We start from the raw sequence: 22,229 nt of genomic DNA, 5'->3' as shown, positions 1-22,229 counted from the left end.
CAGGAAGGATGCGGGAATATGAATAGTAAACAATTAATTCTAGAAGCAATCGAAGCGCGTAAACAAGCGTACGTACCATATTCTAAATTTCAAGTAGGTGCAGCATTATTAACGCGCGATGGAAAAGTGTATCGTGGATGTAATGTTGAGAATGCATCATATGGCTTATGTAATTGTGCTGAAAGAACAGCTTTATTTAAGGCGGTTTCTGAAGGGGATAACGAATTTGTAGCCATTGCGGTTGTAGCAGATACAAAGCGTCCAGTACCTCCTTGTGGAGCATGTCGACAAGTTATGGTAGAATTATGTAAACAGGATACGAAAGTATACTTATCAAACTTACATGGTGACGTTCAAGAGACGACAGTCGGAGAATTGTTACCAGGAGCATTTTTAGCGGAGGATTTACATGAATAGAAAAGGTTATAAATCAGGTTTTGTCTCTATTATTGGCAGACCGAATGTTGGAAAATCTACATTTTTAAACCGTATTATCGGCCAGAAAATTGCTATTATGAGTGATAAGCCACAAACGACTCGTAATAAAATTCAAGGTGTATATACAGAAAATGATGCACAAGTTATTTTCATTGATACACCAGGAATACATAAACCTAAACATAAATTAGGCGACTTCATGGTAAAGATGGCGCAAACGACATTAAAAGAAGTTGATATTGTTCTGTTTATGGTTAATGCAGTTGAAGGATTTGGTCGTGGTGAGGAATTCATCATTGAGAAATTAAAAGAAACAAAACAACCAGTATTTTTAGTCATTAATAAAATTGACCAACTTCATCCAGAGCAATTACTAGAGTTAATTGATCAATATCGTAAACTACATGAGTTTGCAGAGATTGTACCAATTTCTGCGTTAGACGGTAATAATGTGGACGCTTTAATTGGGACAATTAAAAAGTATTTACCAGAAGGACCACAATACTATCCAGAGAATCAAGTAACGGATCATCCGGAGAGATTTATTATTGCAGAGCTTATTCGTGAGAAAGTACTACATTTAACACGTGAAGAAGTGCCGCATTCTGTGGCTGTTGTTATCGATGCGATTCAAAAGCGTGAGGGCGGGGCAGTTTATATAAATGCAACGATTGTTGTTGAACGTGCATCACAAAAAGGAATCATCATCGGAAAACAAGGAAAAATGTTAAAAGAAGTTGGTAAGCGAGCTCGTTTTGATATTGAAGCGCTACTTGGTTCTAAAGTATTTTTAGAAGTATGGGTAAAAGTGCAAAAAGATTGGCGTAATAAAATGTCTCAGCTTCGTGACCTAGGTTTCCGCGAGGATGAGTACTAAAATAGAGTAAAGTTGTAATCAGTGGATGGTTGGTTCATCCACTGATTATTGGTTTTTATGAACTTTGATAAATTAGGAAAAATTTTTCTCACATGAAAATGGACAAAATGGGTCAATTTAATAACAACAAAGGAAATTGGTTTATAGGCTACGCTTATTGAGAAAGGTGGATTCTTATGCTAGATTTTACCTGGAAGTTTTTCTCCAAAACAGGAAGCATTGAAACGTACTTGCTTTTGAAAGAAATGGAAAAAGACGTAAACGATGAGATGGATCAACATGAAGAGGAGCTAGCGCATCTAGACTCTCCAATTTCTTGACCCGTTTTGTTCAAACCTTGGATGGTGACGAACATGTTTCAAAAAGTTGAGGGCATCGTTATCCGTACGACAGATTACGGAGAAACGAACAAAATTGTTACAATATTCTCAAGAGAACTTGGTAAGGTAAGTGCAATGGCAAGAGGGGCAAAAAAACCGAAAAGCCGATTAGCATCTGTGTCGCAATTAATGACACATGGCCATTTTCTAATTCAAATGGGATCTGGGCTTGGAACATTGCAACAAGGCGAGATTATTTCAACTATGAAAGAAATTCGCGAGGATATATTTTTAACTGCTTATGCATCATTTATTGTTGAGTTAACTGATAAAGCAACAGAAGATAAAAAACATAATCCGTATTTATTTGAAATGTTATATCAAACGTTGCATTATATGTGTGAGGGTGTTGATCCAGAAGTATTATCATTAATTTATCAAACGAAAATGCTTCCGGTATTAGGGATGCGCCCGTACTTTGATACATGTGCGATTTGTCATCAAGAAACAGACTTTGTCGCCTTCTCCGTCAGGGAAGGCGGTTTTCTGTGCTCACGTCATGCAGAGCAAGACCCATATCGTATACCGGTAGGAGAAGCTGTTCATAAATTATTACGTCTTTTCTTCCATTTCGATTTACATAGGCTCGGAAATGTATCGGTAAAGGATAGCACAAAAAAACAAATGCGTTTAGTATTGAATACATATTATGATGAATATTGCGGAATTTATTTGAAATCAAGACGTTTTTTAGAACAACTTGATAAGTTTCAAATATAATTTTGGGCCGTATACGGTCCTTTTTACATACTTTCTTTTTCGAATAGCATATTTAGTATATAATATTTAAGAGATAGTATAACTTTTTTCGTTGTGCATTAAAGGTGGTGATTATCATAGAGCTGAATAAACGGCAAGAACATATCATTCAGATTGTAAAAGATCACGGTCCTATTACAGGGGAATCAATTGCAGCGCAATTGGGTCTAACACGTGCGACGCTAAGACCAGACTTAGCAATTTTAACGATGGCTGGTTATTTAGAAGCACGTCCACGCGTAGGTTATTTTTATACGGGTAAAACTGGGGGGCAGCTATTATCTGAAGCTGTTAAGAAAATTAAAGTACAAGATTATCAATCTAGACCGGTTGTAATTGATAAAAATGTTTCCGTATACGATGCAATTTGTACGATGTTTTTAGAGGACGTTGGTACATTGTTCGTTGTAGATCAGATGACTCTATTAGTTGGTGTTGTGTCTCGTAAAGATTTATTAAGAGCGAGCTTAGGAAAGCAGGATTTAACCTCTCTTCCGGTTAATATTATCATGACAAGGATGCCAAACATTGCGATGTGTCGTAGAGAGGATTCTTTATATGATATTGCGATGGAATTAATAGAAAGACAGATTGATGCAATGCCAGTTGTAAAAGATACGAAACAAGGTTTAGAAGTGATTGGGCGAATTACAAAAACAAATATTACACGTGCGTTTGTAAATTTAGTAAATAACGAATAAGTGTAATTTGTTTAAAGTGAGGTAATGTAATGGATAATAAAATCGTATATGTCGTATCTGACTCTGTAGGGGAAACGGCTGATTTGGTTGTTCGAGCAGCAATGGGGCAATTCCCGTTTGCTCCTGATATTAGACGTGTACCGTATGTAGAAGATACAGGGACATTAAAAGAAGTGATTTCGATTGCTAAGAGTAATCAAGCACTTATATGTTTTACGTTAGTTAAGCCTGATATGCGCCAGTATTTAGTAACAGAGGCTGCAAAAGAAGGGGTAGAGGCATACGATATTATCGGCCCTCTTATTGATCAAATTGAAGAAATTACGGGGCAAGTGCCGAGATATGAGCCAGGTGTTGTCCGTAGGTTAGATGAAGAATACTTTAAAAAGATTGAAGCGATTGAGTTTGCTGTGAAGTATGATGACGGCAGAGATGCACGAGGTATTTTAAAAGCAGATATCGTGTTGATTGGTGTTTCGCGTACATCAAAAACACCACTTTCCCAATATTTAGCTCATAACAAACGCTTGAAAGTTGCGAATGTACCACTCGTGCCAGAAGTTGACCCACCTGAAGAACTATATCAAGTGGCAAAAGAAAAATGTTTCGGTTTGAAAATTACGCCAGATAAGTTAAATCATATTCGAAAAGAACGATTAAAATCACTTGGATTAAGTGATGGAGCAACATATGCAAATATTAATCGTATTCAAGAAGAAATTGATCACTTTGAGGAAGTAATTAGTAAAATAAATTGCCAAGTAATCGATGTATCGAATAAAGCGATTGAAGAAACAGCAAATATTATTGTGAATGCAGTGCAAAACCAAAAAATGTTTTAGCACATTTACCAAAGGTGAATGTGCTTTTTTCGCTCGTGTGAAATATGATACCTATGGATTTTGTAATAGATTGTAGTGTAATGGTTATACTTATACTCCTTTGTCTTTTAGTATATTCAAGGTGTGAGTTTGTCATCCTGAAATGTAAGATGAAAAAATAAAGGGATATGTAGCGTAGTTGAAGAAAATATATTATAATAAAAAATTGTGATAAAAACCTATATTTTACGTTTAGACTTTAATTTTTCAGAATAAACTAGGGATAGGATTTACGAAAAAGACATGTAATTACGTTAAATCGACAAAATCTATACAAGAAAACGCACATTATGGAAGGATTCACAGAAGGGATGTAGAATACAGAAATATGCAAAACATCAACAACATATTAGTTGGTGTAGATGTATATCCCGTGAAGGCTGAAATTGTGCAAGTTGGAGCGGAATTTCATGTCGGAATTTTGTTTGTCGCATCATATGCTCATCCTTTAAGGAAATAGCAAGGCAATTGGATCATTGTAGATACTGAACAAAATGGAGTTGATTGTTATATGGATCAACATGAAAAAGTTACAGATCTCAAGATCAAACAGTATATGTGGCTTGCTACTCTTCTTGGAAAAAGGTGTATATGTATTGTTTCTAAGAGATACATTTGTAACAGATGAGCAAATGTATACAATTTTATATAGCAAGTATGTATATGCGATTTATGCAGATAAAGGACCTATAGGAAAGGTTCAAAATCGTTTATACAATGTAATCGGCAACACTTTCTAACAAGTTTAGAAAAATATTGTCGAATTATAAAGGAATTTTTTAATTTATATCGAATACAAAATACGACACGGAGATGGAGTTATGGGGAACAGAATTCCCGAAGAAGTTGTTGAACAGATTCGGACATCATCCGATATTGTAGAAGTCATTGGTGAATACGTTCAACTTAGAAAACAGGGGCGTAACTATTTCGGCCTTTGTCCATTTCATGGTGAGAATTCTCCTTCATTCTCTGTTTCATCTGATAAGCAAATTTTTCATTGCTTCGGATGTGGAGAAGGTGGAAATGTATTTTCCTTTCTAATGAAAATGGAAGGACTGGCTTTTACCGAGGCTGTTCAAAAGCTAGGCGAAAGAAATGGAATTGCGGTTGCAGAGTACACATCAGGACAAGGACAACAAGAAGACATATCTGATGACACTGTCATCATGCAACAAGCTCATGAATTATTGAAAAAGTATTATCATCATTTATTAGTAAATACGGAAGAGGGAAATGAAGCACTTTCATATTTATTAAACCGTGGTATTACGAAAGAGATGATTGAGAAGTTTGAAATTGGTTATGCATCACCTGCTTGGGATGCGGCGACGAAAATTTTACAAAAAAGAGGTTTATCGCTGTCTAGTATGGAACAAGCTGGCCTTCTAATAAGAAGTGAGAAGGATGGTAGTCATTACGATCGCTTCCGTGGAAGAGTTATGTTCCCGATCTATACGTTACAAGGTAAGGTGATAGCGTTTAGTGGAAGGGCGTTAGGGGATGACACTCCGAAATATTTAAATAGCCCTGAAACACCGATTTTTCACAAAAGTAAATTGTTGTATAACTTCCACCAAGCAAGACCGTTTATTAGAAAGCGTGGGCAAGTGGTTCTTTTTGAAGGATATGCCGATGTACTAGCTGCGGTAAAAAGTGGTGTGGAAGAAGCTGTTGCGACAATGGGAACAGCTTTAACTGAAGAACAAGCAAAACTTCTGCGACGTAACGTTGAAACTGTTGTTCTTTGCTATGATGGTGATAAAGCAGGGCGAGAAGCGACGATGAAAGCAGGGCAATTATTGCTAAAAGTTGGTTGCCAAGTGAAAGTCACATCCTTGCCAGATAAGCTTGATCCTGATGAATATGTGCAACAATATGGGACTACCGCTTTTGAAAATCTTGTGAAATCAAGTGTGAGTTTTGTTGGTTTTAAAATAAATTATTTGCGTTTAGGGAAAAATTTGCAAGATGAGTCTGGCAAAGAAGAATATGTGAAAAGTGTTTTAAAAGAGTTATCGTTGTTACAAGATGCGATGCAGGCAGAGTCATATTTGAAGTCATTATCGCAAGAATTTTCGTATTCAATGGAAACACTTTTGAATCAATTGCACCAATATCGCAAAGAACAAAAGGTACAGCAAAAACAAATAAAGCAGGTTGCTAAACCGTCTCAAGTCGTTCAAACAAAACCGAAGTTAACAGGTTTTGAAAGAGCGGAAAGAGAAATTATTTACCATATGTTGCAAAGTGCAGAAGTAGCTGTTCGTATGGAATCCCATATAGAAGATTTTCATACAGAAGAACATAAAGGGATTTTATATGAACTATACGCATATTATGAAAAGGGAAATGAACCTTCAGTCGGAACATTTTTAAGTTGGCTCTCTGATGAAAAGTTGAAAAATATTATCACTGATATTTCGACGGATGAATTTATTAATCCAGAATACACAGAAGAAGTGTTGCAAGGCCATTTGGAGACGCTTAGGCGGCATCAGGAAAAACTTGAAAAGATGGAGATCATCTTTAAAGTGAAACAAATGGAAAAAACAGATCCTGTAGAGGCTGCTAAATATTATGTAGCATATTTACAAAATCAAAAAGCGAGAAAATAGCTTTTTTGATAAAGTTTTAGTATAATGAATGTTTGTATCTCGCGTAAGGAGGGGAACAGATGGCTGACAAACCAGCTCGTTCTAAACAAATTGAAACTGAAATGACCCTTGAGCAAGTGAAAGAACAACTCACTGAGCTCGGAAAAAAACGTGGCGTTCTTACATATGAAGAGATTGCAGAACGCATGAATGGATTTGAAATTGAATCCGATCAAATGGATGAATACTATGAATATTTAGGTGAACAAGGCATTGACTTAGTTGGTGATAATGACAACGAAGAAGGCCCTAATAATCGCCAAATTTCAAAAACAGAAGAAGAGTTTGACCTCAATGATTTAAGTGTACCACCAGGGGTTAAAATCAACGATCCTGTTCGTATGTATTTAAAAGAAATTGGTCGTGTAGACTTACTATCTGCAGAAGAAGAAATTCGACTTGCAACGCGTATTGAAGAAGGCGATGAAGAAGCGAAACGTCGTCTTGCAGAAGCAAACTTACGTCTTGTAGTAAGTATTGCAAAGCGCTATGTAGGCCGTGGTATGCTTTTCTTAGACTTAATTCAAGAAGGTAATATGGGTCTAATTAAAGCTGTTGAAAAGTTCGATTATCGTAAAGGTTTCAAATTTAGTACGTATGCAACTTGGTGGATTCGCCAAGCTATTACACGTGCCATTGCAGACCAAGCGCGAACAATTCGTATTCCAGTCCATATGGTTGAAACGATTAACAAGTTAATTCGTGTACAACGCCAATTATTACAAGATTTAGGTCGTGAACCGTCTCCTGAAGAGATTGGTGAAGAAATGGATCTTGCTCCAGAAAAAGTACGTGAAATCTTAAAAATTGCACAGGAGCCAGTTTCTCTTGAAACACCAATTGGTGAAGAAGATGACTCCCATTTAGGTGACTTTATTGAAGACCAAGAAGCAACATCGCCTGCGGACCATGCAGCCTATGAATTGCTAAAAGAACAATTAGAAGATGTGTTAGATACGCTAACAGATCGTGAAGAAAATGTTCTACGTCTTCGTTTCGGTTTAGATGATGGACGAACTCGTACGCTTGAAGAAGTTGGGAAAGTATTTGGCGTAACGAGAGAGCGTATCCGTCAAATTGAAGCAAAAGCACTTCGCAAATTAAGACATCCAAGCCGTAGTAAGCGTCTTAAGGATTTCTTAGAATAGGTTATTTTTTAAGTTTACTTCACCATTGTGAAGTAAACTTTTTTATTTTGTTAATTTTTGTTAAAATTTAGCTATCGGCAACGATTACAATTTCTTGTAATTTATTTTACAGAATTGTCTTTTGATTTGCAAATGCTCATTTTTCGATTTTTCGATTAATTTTGTTTATTCTATACAAAAATATATGTAGAAAAGCGAAAAATATGATGAGAAACGTTAATAATTATCGAAATAATAAGCGATATGACAATAAAAAACAATAAACTGAATTTATGGAATATTTTTAACAAGTGGTAGTTTACTCTTTTCTGATAGAGCGTTTTCAAGTACAATGGAAATGACTGAATCATCTAACTATTTAGGGGTATAGAGGGGGGAGAAGAGATATGAAACGTAATCCGCTGATTCCGTTCGCTCTTATTGCAGCATTGGGTATTATCGTTATGTTTGTATTTTCATTTCAGGGGCTAAATAAATCTAAAGAGTTAGCTGATGCAAAAAATGGCGGGAAGCCAGCACAAACGGCATCAAAACCAGAAGATATTGTGAAGCAAAGCTGTACGAGCTGCCATGGTGATCAGTTACAAGGGGCAGTTGGACCTAACTTGCAAAAAATTGGTGGGAAACTTTCAAAGGATGAAATTAAAGAAATTCTTTCGAAAGGAAAAGGCAATATGCCTGCCAATATAGTTCCAGCTGATCAAGCCGCTAAAGTAGCTGATTGGTTATCGAAGAAAAAATAAAGTTCCGTATGACAAGCCTTTTGCTTATGCAAAGGGCTTGTTTTTCTATATTTTCTAAAATACGATGAATGATAGAGCAGTGAATTGTTGTTATGGGCTTGCAACAACTACTATAAATTCATTATCATGGAGACAGACTGACAAGAGAAGGAGTAATGGAAATACATGAATGAAGTAAAGCTTTCAAAACGATTAGAAGAAGTTGTACGTGAAATACCAGTAGGATCTACAGTCGCTGATATTGGATCGGATCATGCGTATTTACCGTGTTATACAATTATAAATAATATTGCTACAAAAGCAGTTGCAGGAGAGGTCGTAGATGGACCATTTCGCTCTGCGCAAGCAACTGTAGCTGAAAGTGGTTTACAAGATAAAGTAGATGTGCGTAAAGGGAATGGATTAGCTGTTATCGCACCAGGAGAAGTAGATGTAATTACAGTTGCCGGAATGGGCGGAGCGTTAATTCGTGACATTTTAGAAAGTGGTAAAGAAAAATTAGAAGGTGTAACACGTTTAATTTTACAGCCTAATATTGCAGCGCATCATATTCGTGAATGGTTTATTGAGAATGGTTGGGAGCTTATCCATGAAAAAATCGTAAAAGAAGATGGGAAAATTTACGAAATTTTAGTAGGGGAGCGAGGAAATGTTGCAGCGCCTTACTCTGAAAATAAACAAGCTGAATTGTTTATGGGACCATTTTTAATAACAGAAAAAAGTGAAGCCTTCGTTGAAAAATGGGAAGGAGAATTAAAAAACTTCCAAAATATTTTAAAACAGTTAGAACGTGCAGCTGATTCTGAAGAAACAAAAGCGAAGCGTGGGGAAGTAGAAGCGAAAATGAAAATGATAGGGGAGGTTTTATCATGAGTAAAATTCCAAATGGCCATGAAATTATTTCTTTATTTGAAAGTATGTATCCGAAGCATTTGGCGATGGAAGGAGATAAGATTGGCCTGCAGATTGGAGCGCTTAATAAACCGGTGCGGCACGTATTGATTGCGTTAGATGTAACGGAAGAAGTTGTGGATGAAGCAATTCAATTAGGGGCAAATGTCATTATTGCTCATCATCCTTTAATTTTTAACCCGTTAAAAGCGATTCATACAGATAAGGCGTATGGGAAAATTATTGAAAAGTGTATTAAAAATGATATTGCAATCTATGCAGCGCATACAAATGTGGATGTTGCTAAGGGCGGGGTAAATGATTTACTTGCTGAGGCGTTAGGATTGCAAAATACAGAAGTTTTGGCACCGACATATGCAGAAGAAATGAAAAAAGTTGTTGTGTTTGTGCCAGTCACTCATGCAGAAGAAGTAAGGAATGCATTAGGAGACGCAGGTGCTGGTCATATCGGCAATTATAGCCACTGTACGTTTAGTAGCGAGGGTACAGGCACATTTGTACCTCAAGAGGGGACAAATCCTTATATCGGGGAAACTGGACAGTTAGAACGTGTAAAAGAAGTGCGAATCGAAACGATTATTCCAGTTTCATTACAGCGGAAAGTGATTAAAGCAATGGTAACGGCGCACCCTTATGAAGAAGTAGCATACGATGTGTATCCGCTTGATAATAAAGGTGAAACGTTAGGCCTAGGAAAAATAGGATACTTACAAGAAGAAATGACGCTTGGTCAATTTGCAGAACATGTGAAACAATCATTAGACGTGAAGGGCGCAAGAGTTGTCGGTAAGTTAGACGATAAAGTGCGTAAAGTAGCTGTACTTGGTGGAGATGGTAATAAATATATAAACCAAGCGAAATTTAAAGGAGCAGATGTATATGTAACTGGTGACATGTACTATCATGTTGCTCATGATGCGATGATGCTCGGTTTAAATATAGTTGACCCAGGACATAATGTTGAAAAAGTAATGAAACAAGGTGTACAAAAGCAATTACAAGAAAAAGTGGATGCAAAGAAACTCAATGTACACATTCATGCTTCGCAGTTACATACAGATCCATTTATATTTGTATAAGAAAAATAAAAACCGTTGCTCATGCAAGCAACGGTTTTTATTATTGTTCTTTTTTCACTTTCACGCGAGGTAATATTTTTTGTAACGGTACTTTTCGAACTCTTTCCCATGTAGCGGGATTCATTGGGTTATATTGCTCTAAGAAAGCGATAACTTCTTTCGTAATTGGCGTTGGAGTAGAAGCACCTGCTGTAACAGCTACGTTTTCTACACCTTGTAGCCACTCTAATTGAATTTCGCTTACATCAGCAACTCGATATGCTTTTGTACCCGCGATTTCTTGTGATACTTGTGCTAAGCGATTTGAATTGTTACTTTTCGGATCACCAACAACAATTGTTAAGTCTGCAACATCAGCTTGTTTAGCGACAGCTTCTTGGCGAACTTGAGTTGCTAAACAAATTTCTTTATGGAATTCTGCTGTTGGGAATTTTTTTTGAATGTCCTCCATTAAATGTTGAACATCCCATTGACTCATCGTTGTTTGATTTGTTACTAAAATTTTATCTGTTGGGATTTCTAATGTTTTTAAATCATCGGCTCTTTCGATAAGGTGAACGATGTCAGGTGCAATACCAACTGCGCCTTCTGGCTCTGGATGATTTTTTTTACCGATATAAATGACATGATACCCTTCCGCTTTCTTAGCTTCGATAAGGTCATGCGTCTTGGTAACATCTGGGCAAGTAGCATCGATTGTCGTTAAACCTTTTTCTTTTGCGCGTTGTTTAACTTCTGGAGAAACACCGTGTGCAGTGAAAATAACAGTACCAGAATCAATTTTATCTAAAATTTCTAAGCGACTTGGACCGTCTAATGTGATGATTCCATCTTCTTCAAAAGCGTCTGTAACATGTTTATTGTGAACAATCATACCTAAAATATAAATGGGTCTCGGCAATGATTTATCTAATGCGGCATTACGTGCAATTACCATTGCATCGACAACACCGTAGCAATAACCACGAGGGGAAATTTTAACAATTTTCATATGAGTAATCCTCTCCTTCTAAACAAGGGATACTTTTGTGCATAGTCTTTTACATTATAAAGGAGGAGTGGATAGAAAACAAAGGATTGTTACACATATAGTTTTGGTTTTGTTGCTGTTTGTTGAACTGGTTCTTTCGGTAACTCTTTTTCTATTACAGGTTCAATCACTATTTTCTTTCGTTTTCGTTTCTTTTTTTGAGGTGCAGGAGGCGGACTTTCTACTTCAACTGGCTCTGTTACATTTTCCGTTTGATTTTCTTCCGTGCTTTTTCCAGAGGTGAGGATTTTAACAATGCTTGGTAGACTACGCATAATAGGACCGTACTGTTCGACGACAGGACCTACAGATTGAACGACTTGGGATACTTTTTCGATGTTATTTATCATATTAGTTGGATTTGAAATTAAGTTCGAAAAAAAACTGCCGATGCCACTGCTTGCTGTTGCCGCAGCTGTAGTTGTGCCCCCGCGCGTTTCAGTTGATTCATACATTTGAGGCGGTATCATTTGCTCAGGATATTGCTGCATGTATGGTTGATATTGTGGATGTTGCTGCGGATATTGTTGTTGATATTGCTGCGGATATTGCTGTTGATATTGGGGCGGTGGTGGTTGCTGATGCATCATCGGTTGCCCTTCCATTTGTCGGTAAGGTGGAACCATTTGCATAAAAGGCTCGGTTGGATCGTGTTTTTTAAAAAGCTTAGCAAGAAAACCTTTCTTTTTTTGTGCCATTGGTGGTAGTTGTGGAATTGGATATGGTGTATAAGGTTGCTGCCCTGGATTCGGATACATTTGCCTTGTAGGGGATTTCGGAAACATGTGAGAAATCCTCCTTTCTTCAGTTAGGTATATACACATACAATATGCAATAAAAGGGAAGAAGGTTAGTTTTTGAAGTGAAAACCTAAACTAAAGATGGATTTTACTTGTAGATTTCGATATAATGTAGACTTGACTGATTTGTGCGCGCAGTAGAAATTTTAGAAAGAAGGTGTAACTTATGACACAACAAACTTTTACACAGTATGATTTTAAACCATTTTTAATAGATGCAGTTCGTGAACTACGCTTTACAGAGCCGACAGGAATTCAGCAGAAAATTTTCCCAGTCGTGAAAAAAGGTGTAAGTGTAATTGGACAATCCCAAACAGGTTCTGGGAAAACACATGCATACTTACTTCCTACATTAAACAGAATTAATGCAAGTCGTGAAGAAGTACAACTTGTTATTACAGCGCCTACTCGTGAGTTAGCACAACAAATTTACGAAGAAATCGTGAAATTAACAAAGTTTTGTGCGGAAGACCAAATGATTACAGCACGTTGTTTAATTGGTGGAACTGATAAACAACGTTCAATTGAGAAATTGAAAAAACAACCTCATATCGTAGTTGGGACACCAGGACGTATTAAAGACTTAGTTGAAGAACAAGCATTATTTGTTCATAAAGCAAATACGATTATTGTCGATGAAGCAGACTTAATGCTTGATATGGGATTCATTCATGATGTAGACAAAATTGCAGCACGCATGCCTAAAAACTTGCAAATGTTAGTTTTCTCTGCAACAATTCCTCAAAAACTAAAACCGTTTCTGAAGAAATATATGGAGAATCCAGAGCATATTCATATCAATCCAAAACAAGTTGCAGCTGGAAACATTGAACACTATTTAGTGCCTTCTAAACATCGTAATAAAATTGATTTAGTGCATAAAATGCTACTTCAATTTAAACCGTATTTAGCAGTTGTTTTCACGAATACGAAAAAGATGGCAGACCAAGTTGCTGATGGATTAATGGAACGTGGCTTAAAAGTTGGACGAATTCACGGGGATTTATCACCACGTGATCGTAAAAAAATGATGAAACAAATTCGTGACCTTGAATTCCAATATATTGTTGCGACTGATTTAGCAGCACGTGGTATTGATATTGAAGGGATTAGCCATGTTATTAACTATGAGCTACCATCAGATTTAGATTTCTTCGTTCACCGCGTTGGAAGAACAGCACGTGCGGGGCATTCTGGTATTGCAGTGACGATTTATGATCCAGCAAACGAAGAAGCGTTAGATAGCTTAGAAAAACAACGTCATATCGAGTTTAAACATGTAGATTTACGTGGAGATGAGTGGGCAGATTTAGGTGAGCGTCGTCGTCGTAAGAGCCGTAAAAAACCAAATGACGAACTTGATGTTATGGCAACGAAAGTTATTAAAAAACCGAAAAAAGTAAAACCAAACTATAAACGTAAACTTGCAACAGAACGTGACAAAGTGAAGAGAAAATATAGCAATAAAAAAAGATAAGGGGTTTCCCTTATCTTTTTTTAATCCCGCTAATTTAAATGAAGAGTATAGTCTGTCTAAATAGTCATATGAATTTGTGTAGTGCGTCTTTTGTGAACAAACAATTCACTACATATTTCTACAAATTATGCTATCATTATATCTATTGTATATTGAAGAGGTGATTGTATGTTAAAGATTGGATCTCATGTTTCTATGAGTGGTAAGAAAATGTTATTAGCAGCAAGTGAAGAGGCTGTTTCATACGGTGCAACAACGTTTATGATTTATACAGGTGCACCGCAAAATACACGAAGAAAACCAATTGAAGAATTGAACATAGAAGCAGGAAGAAAACATATGGAGCTGAACGGAATTGAGGAAATTATCGTCCATGCGCCGTATATTATTAATGTTGGGAATACGACGAAGCCAGAAACATTCCAATTAGGCGTAGACTTTCTTCGCATGGAAATTGAAAGAACATCGGCATTAGGTGTAGCGAAACAAATTGTTCTTCACCCAGGAGCGCACGTTGGTGCTGGAGCAGATGCTGGTATTCAACAAATTATTAAAGGGCTTAATGAAGTGTTAACGCCAGAACAGACGGTTAACATTGCGTTAGAGACGATGGCAGGAAAAGGAACAGAATGCGGTCGTAGCTTTGAAGAAATTGCAAAGATTATTGATGGTGTAAAATATAATGAAAAGCTATCCGTATGCTTTGATACGTGTCATACGCACGATGCAGGATATGATATTGTAAATGACTTTGACGGCGTATTAAACGAATTTGATAAGATCGTTGGTATAGATCGTTTACAAGTACTTCATATTAATGATAGTAAAAATGTACGCGGAGCAGGAAAAGACCGTCATGAAAACATTGGATTTGGTCACATTGGGTATAAAGCATTGCATCACATTGTACATCATCCACAGTTAATGCATGTACCAAAAATTCTTGAAACACCGTATGTAGGGGAAGATAAAAAAGATAAGAAGCCACCATATAAATTGGAAATCGAAATGCTGAAAAACGGCACTTTTGATGAAGGGCTTCTTGAAAAAATTAAAGCGCAATAAGGAGGGGAAATCCCCTCCTTATTTTAGTAGTTGCTGAAATAATGTATTTACTTGTTGGGCAGTGGCAGGGGAAGTTACTTTTGCGATCTGTTTTAAGAGCTCTAGTCGCTCGTTGTTATCGTAAATATTAATATTTTTACCCTTCATAAGTAAAACGATTTGGTCAGCTTGTGCGGCTGTAATAGGAACTTCGTATTCTTTGCTATATTTTAATAACTCTTTTGTAGAAATATGATTTAATTTTTTATTAACAATTTGTTTAATGAGGTTCATCTTATTATCCTCCTTCACGCGTTCTTCTATCGAAATATATGAGCATGTAGCTTGTACATATTCGTATGGAGTTTCTTTTTTCATGAGGAAAAGAAGCGTATGTTATAATATAAGGACGAAACTACAGAAAAAGAGTACAGGGAGGGCTTATGGAGCAAAAGCAACATCGAAAAGAAAGTGTTATTCATCTTATTTATCGTTTAGTTATGATTATTTTTGGAGCAGCATGCGCGGCGGTGGCGATTGAACTATTTTTAATGCCAAATAAAATTATTGATGGTGGAATTATTGGTATTTCTCTTATATTAGATTATCTTACTCCTAACATTTGGTGGTTAAGTTTTTCTACTTTAGTCGTTGTTCTCAATATCCCATTTATGTATTCCGGTTATAAGCAAATTGGAAAAACATTTATGTTATCTTCGACATTTGGTATTGTAGCGTTAGCTTTCATTGAGTCAACGTTACATGCGGTGCCACCATTTACAACAGAACCTATTTTAGCGACAGTGTTTGGTGGGCTTATTTTAGGTCTTGGTGTAGGACTTGTAATTCGTCATGGTGGGTCGTTAGATGGAACTGAAATTATGGGGATTTTATTAACGAAGAAACTACCGTTCTCTGTTGGTGAATTCGTAATGTTTGTGAACTTATTTATTTTTGCATGGGCAGCATTTGTGTTTGGTGTGGAACAAGCGATGTATTCTGTTATGACGTACTATATCGCATTTAAAACAATCGATACAGTAATTCAAGGGCTAGATGAAACGAAGGCGGTTTTAATTGTATCTGATCAATATGAGGAAGTATCAAACGCGATTTTGCATCGTCTTGGCCGTGGAACGACAAAGCTTGTAGCAAAAGGTGGTTACACGGATAAAGAAAAAGAAGTTATTTATGCAGTTGTAACGCGTCTAGAAGTGACGAAATTAAAGTCAATTGTGCATGAAATTGATGAAAATGCGTTTGTTACGATTATGAGCACGCAAGAGACAAATGGTGGTAAGTTTAAATCGGCTATTCACTAAAAGTTTATAGGAATATTTTTTGAAAGCAGAGAATTTTTCTCTGCTTTTTGTTATAATAGTAAGGTTTCTTGAAAAAATAGATATATTTTAGGCAGATTGGTTTACAACTATAATAAGCTGTACTATAATTCAAATAGATATAAATCGGAATCATTCTGAATTAAAATAGGTGAGATGCTATGAATAATATATTAGAAATTGAAGGTTTAACATTCCGATATGAAGATCGGAATGTGTTAGAAAATATTAATTTGCAAGTTCCGAAGGGAGCTTTTTTAGGTTTAGTGGGACCGAATGGTTCAGGTAAATCAACTTTACTTAAGTGTTTATTAGGCGTTTTAAAGCCAAAAGAAGGAAGTATACGCGTGTTTGGCGTTGATAGTAAGAGGTTTAAGGAATGGAACAAAGTTGGTTATGTATCCCAAAAGGCAAATAGTTTCAATTCTGGTTTTCCAGCAACTGTTTCTGAAGTTGTCTCAATGGGACTTGTTTCGAAAAAAGGGCTTTTTCGCTTTTTTACAAAAGAGGATAAAAAAAAGGTAGAAAAAGCAATTGCTGATGTAGGGATGAGTGAGTTTCAAGGTCGTAACATTGGAGAGCTTTCTGGTGGACAGCAACAGCGTGTATTTATTGCTCGTGCGCTCGTTAGTGATCCTGAATTGCTTATTTTGGACGAGCCTACTGTTGGAATCGATGTGAAAAATGTGGAAAGTTTTTACGAAATATTAGAGGATTTAAACAAAAGGCTCGGGATCACATTAATTCTTGTTACTCATGATATGGGAGCTGTTACTGAAAAAGTAACACATGTTGCATGCCTGAACCAACATCTACATTTCCATGGAAATGTAGAGAAGTTCCGAGAGTTAGAAGATGCAGAAATGTCCGTCTTATATGGACATCATGTTCATCGTTTAGAACACGAACATGAGCATCACGGGAGGATATAATGATACAAGATTTTTTACAATATGACTTTTTACGTAATTCTTTATACGCAGGTATTTTAATTGGACTTGTTGCACCGCTAATTGGTGTGTTTGTTGTTATTCGTCGTTTATCTCTTATTGCGGATGCATTAAGTCACGTGACGTTATCGGGTATTGCAGCAAGTTTATTACTTGAAAAAACCATTTTTACAGGTGGATTTTTAAACCCCTTATATATGGGGATGATTTTCTCGATTGGTGGAGCGCTACTAATCGAAAAGTTACGAACTGTATATAAGCACTATCAAGAATTAGCAATTCCAATTATCCTTTCGGCAGGGATGGGGGTTGGAGTTATTTTCATTTCACTTGCAAATGGATTTAACACAGACTTATTTAGTTATTTATTTGGTAGTGTCAGTGCTGTAACAAGTACAGATTTAATTATTATTGGGATTGTAGCAATTGTTGTTGTTGCGACAATTATTTTATTATATAAAGAGCTGTTTCTATTATCATTTGATGAGGAATACGCAGTATCAACTGGTTTAAGAGCGAAATGGATTCACTTTATTTTCATTATATTAGTTGCTCTTGTCATTGCAGTATCAATGCGTGTAGTGGGGGTTCTTCTCGTATCATCATTAATGACATTACCAGTTGCAGCAAGTATTCGTATTGCTAAAGGATTTAAACAAACAATTTTCTTTTCCATTTTATTTGGTGAAATTGCAGTAATTGGTGGAATGTTTGCTTCGTATCAACTTGATCTAGCGCCAGGTGGTACAATTGTTATGATAGCAGTTCTTATTTTAATCGGTGCGATTTTATGGAAGAAGAAAAAAACTGCATAAAGTAGGGATAGGTATGAATCTAACAGAAGCTTTACGCCTAATGAAAGAAAAAGGATATAAACATACTGGAAAAAGAGAAGAGATGCTCAGATTATTTGCAGCACATAATCGTTATTTAACTGCGAAAGACGTTTTAGAACATATGAAAGACGATTATCCAGGGCTTAGTTTTGATACGATTTATCGTAACTTAACAGTTTTTGCTGAGATTGGTGTTTTAGAACAAACGGAATTAAATGGCGAAAAACATTTTCGTTTTACTTGTTCTATTATGGAACATCATCATCATTTTATTTGTTTGGATTGTGGGGGGACGAAAGAGATTACTTCCTGCCCAATGGATTTTATGAATAAAGATTTTACTGGTTATGAAGTAACGGGTCATAAGTTTGAAATATATGGTCGTTGTCCAAAATGTGCAAAGTAAAAGCTCGTCGGTTATGTAACTGACGAGCTTTTTTACGTAGAAAAGAAGGTTGCTCACAAATATTGTGGCAACCTTCTTTTTATTGTTCTTGTGTCTCTTTTTCTTTTTCTCGTTCAGCAGCCATTTCAGCAGCAATTACGTCGATTTCTTTTTTCAGTTCTTCTACCATTGTTTCTTCTGGTACTTTACGAACGACTTGCCCTTTACGGAATAATAATCCCTCTCCACGTGCACCGGCAATACCGATATCAGCTTCACGAGCTTCACCAGGGCCATTTACAGCGCAACCAAGTACTGCAACTTTAATTGGTACTTGAAGTGTAGAGATGTATTCTTCCACTTCGTTAGCAATGCTAATCAAATCGATTTCAATACGACCACAAGTTGGACAAGAGATAAGTGTTGCTGCATTAGACGCAAGACCGAATGATTTTAATAATTCGCGAGCAACTTTTACTTCTTCAACTGGATCAGCACTTAATGAAATACGTAGTGTATTTCCGATGCCTTTATTTAAGATTGCTCCAAGACCAGCAGCACTTTTTACAGTTCCGGCAAACAATGTTCCAGATTCTGTAATACCTAAATGTAATGGATAATCAAAAGCACGAGCAGCTTTCTCGTATGCTTCGATTGCTAAGTTAACATCAGAGGCTTTCATAGATACGATAATATCGTGGAAATCTAAGTCCTCTAAAATTTTAATATGATGTAGCGCGCTCTCAACCATACCATCTGCAGTTGGGTACCCGTACTTTTCTAAAATGTGTCGCTCTAATGAACCAGCGTTTACACCGATACGGATTGGAATACCGCGCTCTTTTGCTGCATTTACAACAGCTTCTACTTTATGGCGACGACCAATATTACCTGGATTGATACGTACTTTATCGATGCCACCTTCAATTGCTTTTAAAGCAAGGCGATAATCAAAATGAATATCAGCAACAAGTGGAATGTTGATTTGTTTTTTTATATCAGCAATAGCATCTGCTGCGCGTTCATCTGGAACGGCAACGCGGACGACTTGACAGCCGGCTTCTTCTAAACGCTTGATTTCAGCAACTGTTGCTTCAACATCATGTGTTTTTGTTGTTGTCATACTTTGTATAATTAATTCATTATTACCGCCGATTGTTAAATTACCGACTTTAACTGGACGTGTTTTTGTACGATGAGTCATTTCATTCACGAATAGATCGCTCTCCTTATAAAAGAAGTTTCTTATTTAGTCCCTCATATCAATGATAGTATACGTGATATAGGGCTATAGAAACCGAAGTACTCGGTTTCACTTTTACTATTGTATCAGCGCCTTTATGTAATTGACAAGGATTAAGTGATAGCTTATTGATATAACGGGAATTTATAAGACTTTCCAATTTGTATTTTTGTAGCAGATGTACTTTTGTTTAATTGTTTAAAGTCGTCAATGACTTTTTCTATGGAAGGAATTTTTTTCTTGTTAATTTGTTCTGTAATAGAAAGAACTGTCTCACCAGTTTTTACTTCAATTGTTTTATAAGATACATCCGTTTCTTTTTCTGTTTTGTTCGCTTTATTTTGTTGACTGTCTGTGTTTTCTTTTTTAATTGTTTGAGCAGCAGTTGTTTTTTTATATGAACTTAACATCGGTAAAGTACCGATTTTTATATCGTAATAAAATATATAACCGAGAACAAGCACGAATAGGAATATACCTAATCTCTTCATATTCTTCACTCCTTTGCTAGGAATATATGCTTGTCCAAAAAAAAAATGCCTATTTAGGCATTTTTTATTTTTCTTTCGGTTTGGGTACCTCTTTAATCGTTAAGTATAGAACGATTAAAACAACAGCGATATAAATGAACGTTGCTCCAGGTACGACGATTTTGAATAAATCCATAATCATGAAGAAAATGGTTGGGATCGTGTAGCTGTATGCAGTTAGTGTCCAAACTTGTTTATAGGATAGTTTACGTTGACCGCTCATAGCAGAACCGATGAACGCAAGTAAAGTCACGCCTACAAAAGTTATGAATAATTGGAATAGATACACTAAGAATCCAATAACAAATAATAAAATTGGATAAATATTATCGAATAAAGAAATAAATTCTTGTAGATCTTTTTTCTCAAGAGATGCACCTAACAAATCGTTATAAGAATACGTTTGTGTTTGACCATTTCCCATAGAGACTACTTTATCTTTTAAAACAAATAAACCTGTTTTATTTTGATATTTTTCTAGGTCTGTTGAATTTGGATCAAATACGAAAAGTGTATTTCCTTCTTCTTTTTCAATAGGTTGATCAATATCGGCTTTTAGTTCGCCATTTTCGATTTTAAAATCAGGTAAATCTTTATCGATGACTTGATTTACCATGCCAACACCATCCTGGATAAAACTACCGTACAAAAAAGTTCTTGGAATAGTAGTAATTAAGCAAAGTAGCATAATATACAAAATGGTTTTACCGATTTTTTGAAAACGGAATAGCGCCATATCTTTAGGCGAGTATATGCTTTTTACGAATTGGGTAAATATGGACATAGATTCACTTCCTTTATGTATGTATAAAATCATTGTAACGTAGGAATCTAGAGAATCTCAAGATATATTATATTTACATATAGTGGAGATAACTAAATTTCTTTTATTAACTTTCTTCTTTTAAATAAGAAAAATACAATTGACACTTTTCTTTTCTATATGGTAAATTTATCTTACATTTCTTAAAGAGCATATCCGATAGGAATTCCTCTATTTGATATGTTGTTACATACATAATTGTGGACCCTTAGCTCAGCTGGTTAGAGCAGACGGCTCATAACCGTCCGGTCGTAGGTTCGAGTCCTACAGGGTCCATATCCATTTCGCATGTTTATTATGTTAGCAGGAAGCTTCCTTGTAGAAGGAAGCTTTTTTTACGGAATATATGAGCATTTTAATTGAAAAGAAGTGGGAATTTTGCTACTTTAATGATAGCAAGACAATGTGATTTATTTGTTTGCACCCTATGGCAATTAGGGTAGAATGAAGTTGTATGTCACTTAAGTGGCAATACATAAACTGGGAGGAATATAACAATGGCAAAACACGAATTACCAAATTTACCTTATGCGTATGATGCTTTAGAGCCTCACTTTGACAAAGAAACAATGAACATCCATCATACAAAACATCACAACACGTACATTACAAACTTAAACGCTGCTTTAGAAGGTCATGCAGAATTAGCTGACAAAAGCGTAGAAGAATTAGTTGCAAACTTAAACGAAGTACCAGAAGCAATCCGTACAGCAGTACGTAACAATGGTGGCGGACATGCTAACCATACATTCTTCTGGACAATCCTATCTCCAAACGGCGGAGGACAACCTGTAGGTGAACTTGCAACTGCAATTGAAGCAAAATTCGGTAGCTTCGATGCATTCAAAGAAGAATTCGCAAAAGCTGGCGCAACTCGCTTCGGTTCTGGTTGGGCTTGGTTAGTAGTAAACAATGGTGAGTTAGAAGTAACAAGCACTCCAAACCAAGATTCTCCTTTAACTGAAGGTAAAACTCCAGTTATCGGTTTAGATGTTTGGGAGCATGCTTACTACTTAAACTACCAAAACCGTCGTCCAGACTACATCGGCGCATTCTGGAACGTTGTAGATTGGAACGCTGCTGAAAAACGTTACCAAGAAGCAAAATAATCGTAATAAATATAGAAAAAGCTAGGGGAGAGCTCCTAGCTTTTTTCTATGCTTTCCTTTTACATAATTGGGCTTGTCTTTGGAAGA

At 36.2% G+C, this 22,229-nt stretch carries 26 protein-coding genes and 1 tRNA gene; 21 read left to right on the top strand and 6 right to left on the bottom strand.

Going from position 1 to position 22,229, the window contains the following annotated elements; translation table 11 throughout:
- Positions 1-18 precede the first annotated feature (18 nt).
- The 13 genes from ACTL4X_RS21790 to ACTL4X_RS21730 all read left to right on the top strand — a co-directional run bounded on the left by ACTL4X_RS21790 (position 19) and on the right by ACTL4X_RS21730 (position 10,575).
- Positions 19-417, top strand: a complete 399-nt coding sequence (locus ACTL4X_RS21790) for a cytidine deaminase (protein ID WP_001086283.1) — start codon at positions 19-21, stop codon at positions 415-417.
- Complete coding sequence (era, locus tag ACTL4X_RS21785) at positions 410-1,315, top strand: GTPase Era (protein ID WP_001080230.1); 906 nt, start codon at positions 410-412, stop codon at positions 1,313-1,315. The genes ACTL4X_RS21790 and era overlap by 8 nt, the downstream gene beginning before the upstream one ends.
- 176 nt (positions 1,316-1,491) lie before the next feature.
- Positions 1,492-1,635, top strand: coding sequence for a YqzL family protein (locus tag ACTL4X_RS21780; protein WP_000883924.1), 144 nt, complete (start codon positions 1,492-1,494; stop codon positions 1,633-1,635).
- Between the two features lie 33 nt (positions 1,636-1,668).
- Positions 1,669-2,415: a DNA repair protein RecO gene (recO, locus tag ACTL4X_RS21775; RefSeq protein WP_000487009.1), complete on the top strand. Its 747-nt coding sequence runs from the start codon at positions 1,669-1,671 to the stop codon at positions 2,413-2,415.
- Between the two features lie 107 nt (positions 2,416-2,522).
- Complete coding sequence (locus ACTL4X_RS21770) at positions 2,523-3,155, top strand: helix-turn-helix transcriptional regulator (protein WP_000583756.1); 633 nt, start codon at positions 2,523-2,525, stop codon at positions 3,153-3,155.
- Between the two features lie 29 nt (positions 3,156-3,184).
- Positions 3,185-3,997 (top strand): pyruvate, water dikinase regulatory protein, encoded by an 813-nt coding sequence (locus ACTL4X_RS21765; RefSeq protein ID WP_000368944.1) that lies wholly within the window; start codon positions 3,185-3,187, stop codon positions 3,995-3,997.
- A 367-nt stretch (positions 3,998-4,364) separates the two neighbouring features.
- The gene (locus ACTL4X_RS21760; protein WP_002024806.1) at positions 4,365-4,496 is read left to right on the top strand and encodes a hypothetical protein; all 132 of its coding nucleotides are present in this window, start codon (positions 4,365-4,367) and stop codon (positions 4,494-4,496) included.
- Between the two features lie 61 nt (positions 4,497-4,557).
- On the top strand, positions 4,558-4,776 hold the full coding sequence (locus ACTL4X_RS21755) for a hypothetical protein (protein ID WP_002164428.1): 219 nt from the start codon (positions 4,558-4,560) through the stop codon (positions 4,774-4,776).
- An 81-nt stretch (positions 4,777-4,857) separates the two neighbouring features.
- The gene (gene dnaG / locus ACTL4X_RS21750) at positions 4,858-6,654 is read left to right on the top strand and encodes a DNA primase (RefSeq protein WP_000528221.1); all 1,797 of its coding nucleotides are present in this window, start codon (positions 4,858-4,860) and stop codon (positions 6,652-6,654) included.
- Positions 6,655-6,713: 59 nt separating this feature from the next.
- The gene (gene rpoD, locus ACTL4X_RS21745; protein WP_000764065.1) at positions 6,714-7,841 is read left to right on the top strand and encodes an RNA polymerase sigma factor RpoD; all 1,128 of its coding nucleotides are present in this window, start codon (positions 6,714-6,716) and stop codon (positions 7,839-7,841) included.
- Between the two features lie 386 nt (positions 7,842-8,227).
- Positions 8,228-8,584: a cytochrome c550 gene (gene cccA / locus ACTL4X_RS21740; RefSeq protein WP_000828141.1), complete on the top strand. Its 357-nt coding sequence runs from the start codon at positions 8,228-8,230 to the stop codon at positions 8,582-8,584.
- A gap of 165 nt (positions 8,585-8,749) precedes the next feature.
- Complete coding sequence (locus tag ACTL4X_RS21735; protein ID WP_001006542.1) at positions 8,750-9,457, top strand: tRNA (adenine(22)-N(1))-methyltransferase; 708 nt, start codon at positions 8,750-8,752, stop codon at positions 9,455-9,457.
- A complete protein-coding gene (locus ACTL4X_RS21730; protein WP_000036244.1) occupies positions 9,454-10,575 on the top strand; it encodes a Nif3-like dinuclear metal center hexameric protein in 1,122 nt (373 codons plus the stop codon). Before ACTL4X_RS21735 ends, ACTL4X_RS21730 begins: the two co-directional genes overlap by 4 nt.
- A gap of 40 nt (positions 10,576-10,615) precedes the next feature.
- On the opposite strand, the gene ACTL4X_RS21725 is transcribed toward ACTL4X_RS21730, so the two are convergent.
- Together ACTL4X_RS21725 and ACTL4X_RS21720 are read right to left on the bottom strand one after the other, a co-directional pair.
- On the bottom strand, positions 10,616-11,566 hold the full coding sequence (locus ACTL4X_RS21725; protein ID WP_000706662.1) for a 4-hydroxy-3-methylbut-2-enyl diphosphate reductase: 951 nt from the start codon (positions 11,564-11,566) through the stop codon (positions 10,616-10,618).
- Positions 11,567-11,655: 89 nt separating this feature from the next.
- Positions 11,656-12,390: a YqfQ family protein gene (locus tag ACTL4X_RS21720; protein ID WP_000484167.1), complete on the bottom strand. Its 735-nt coding sequence runs from the start codon at positions 12,388-12,390 to the stop codon at positions 11,656-11,658.
- Positions 12,391-12,571: 181 nt separating this feature from the next.
- Here ACTL4X_RS21720 and ACTL4X_RS21715 point away from each other — a divergent pair, with 181 nt between their 5' ends.
- Together ACTL4X_RS21715 and ACTL4X_RS21710 are read left to right on the top strand one after the other, a co-directional pair.
- Positions 12,572-13,882, top strand: a complete 1,311-nt coding sequence (locus tag ACTL4X_RS21715) for a DEAD/DEAH box helicase (RefSeq protein ID WP_000194017.1) — start codon at positions 12,572-12,574, stop codon at positions 13,880-13,882.
- A gap of 168 nt (positions 13,883-14,050) precedes the next feature.
- Positions 14,051-14,947 (top strand): deoxyribonuclease IV, encoded by an 897-nt coding sequence (locus ACTL4X_RS21710; protein WP_000912460.1) that lies wholly within the window; start codon positions 14,051-14,053, stop codon positions 14,945-14,947.
- 18 nt (positions 14,948-14,965) lie between these two features.
- Here the strand turns inward: ACTL4X_RS21710 and ACTL4X_RS21705 are convergent, their stop codons facing one another.
- Positions 14,966-15,220, bottom strand: a complete 255-nt coding sequence (locus tag ACTL4X_RS21705) for a DUF2624 domain-containing protein (RefSeq protein WP_001048954.1) — start codon at positions 15,218-15,220, stop codon at positions 14,966-14,968.
- 149 nt (positions 15,221-15,369) lie between these two features.
- Here ACTL4X_RS21705 and ACTL4X_RS21700 point away from each other — a divergent pair, with 149 nt between their 5' ends.
- The 4 genes from ACTL4X_RS21700 (at position 15,370) to ACTL4X_RS21685 (ending at position 18,458) form a co-directional block, all read left to right on the top strand.
- Positions 15,370-16,248, top strand: a complete 879-nt coding sequence (locus tag ACTL4X_RS21700) for a YitT family protein (protein ID WP_000435963.1) — start codon at positions 15,370-15,372, stop codon at positions 16,246-16,248.
- 179 nt (positions 16,249-16,427) lie between these two features.
- A complete protein-coding gene (locus tag ACTL4X_RS21695; RefSeq protein ID WP_001059663.1) occupies positions 16,428-17,198 on the top strand; it encodes a metal ABC transporter ATP-binding protein in 771 nt (256 codons plus the stop codon).
- Positions 17,198-18,031 carry a metal ABC transporter permease gene (locus ACTL4X_RS21690; RefSeq protein WP_000613815.1) on the top strand — a complete coding sequence of 278 codons (834 nt, stop codon included), beginning with the start codon at positions 17,198-17,200 and terminating at the stop codon, positions 18,029-18,031. Before ACTL4X_RS21695 ends, ACTL4X_RS21690 begins: the two co-directional genes overlap by 1 nt.
- 13 nt (positions 18,032-18,044) lie before the next feature.
- Complete coding sequence (locus tag ACTL4X_RS21685; protein ID WP_001054516.1) at positions 18,045-18,458, top strand: Fur family transcriptional regulator; 414 nt, start codon at positions 18,045-18,047, stop codon at positions 18,456-18,458.
- A 79-nt stretch (positions 18,459-18,537) separates the two neighbouring features.
- Here the strand turns inward: ACTL4X_RS21685 and ispG are convergent, their stop codons facing one another.
- From ispG to yqgB, 3 genes are all read right to left on the bottom strand, one after another.
- Positions 18,538-19,641 carry a flavodoxin-dependent (E)-4-hydroxy-3-methylbut-2-enyl-diphosphate synthase gene (gene ispG / locus ACTL4X_RS21680; RefSeq protein WP_153577907.1) on the bottom strand — a complete coding sequence of 368 codons (1,104 nt, stop codon included), beginning with the start codon at positions 19,639-19,641 and terminating at the stop codon, positions 18,538-18,540.
- Between the two features lie 164 nt (positions 19,642-19,805).
- Positions 19,806-20,171 carry a protein YqfZ gene (yqfZ, locus tag ACTL4X_RS21675; protein WP_000825414.1) on the bottom strand — a complete coding sequence of 122 codons (366 nt, stop codon included), beginning with the start codon at positions 20,169-20,171 and terminating at the stop codon, positions 19,806-19,808.
- A gap of 64 nt (positions 20,172-20,235) precedes the next feature.
- Positions 20,236-20,994: a protein YqgB gene (gene yqgB / locus ACTL4X_RS21670; RefSeq protein ID WP_000021898.1), complete on the bottom strand. Its 759-nt coding sequence runs from the start codon at positions 20,992-20,994 to the stop codon at positions 20,236-20,238.
- 241 nt (positions 20,995-21,235) lie between these two features.
- Between yqgB and ACTL4X_RS21665 the strand changes: the two genes are divergently transcribed.
- Together ACTL4X_RS21665 and sodA are read left to right on the top strand one after the other, a co-directional pair.
- Positions 21,236-21,309: transfer RNA gene (locus ACTL4X_RS21665), tRNA-Ile, on the top strand.
- Between the two features lie 221 nt (positions 21,310-21,530).
- The gene (sodA, locus tag ACTL4X_RS21660; RefSeq protein ID WP_001052031.1) at positions 21,531-22,142 is read left to right on the top strand and encodes a superoxide dismutase [Mn]; all 612 of its coding nucleotides are present in this window, start codon (positions 21,531-21,533) and stop codon (positions 22,140-22,142) included.
- The last annotated feature ends 87 nt before the right edge of the window (positions 22,143-22,229 follow it).

Source organism: Bacillus sp. RE35, from assembly GCF_052146655.1.
Classification (GTDB): Bacteria; Bacillota; Bacilli; order Bacillales; family Bacillaceae_G; genus Bacillus_A; species Bacillus_A cereus.
The sequence above is the reverse complement of the archived record's forward strand: the minus strand, read 5'-3'. Positions and strand labels throughout refer to the sequence as shown.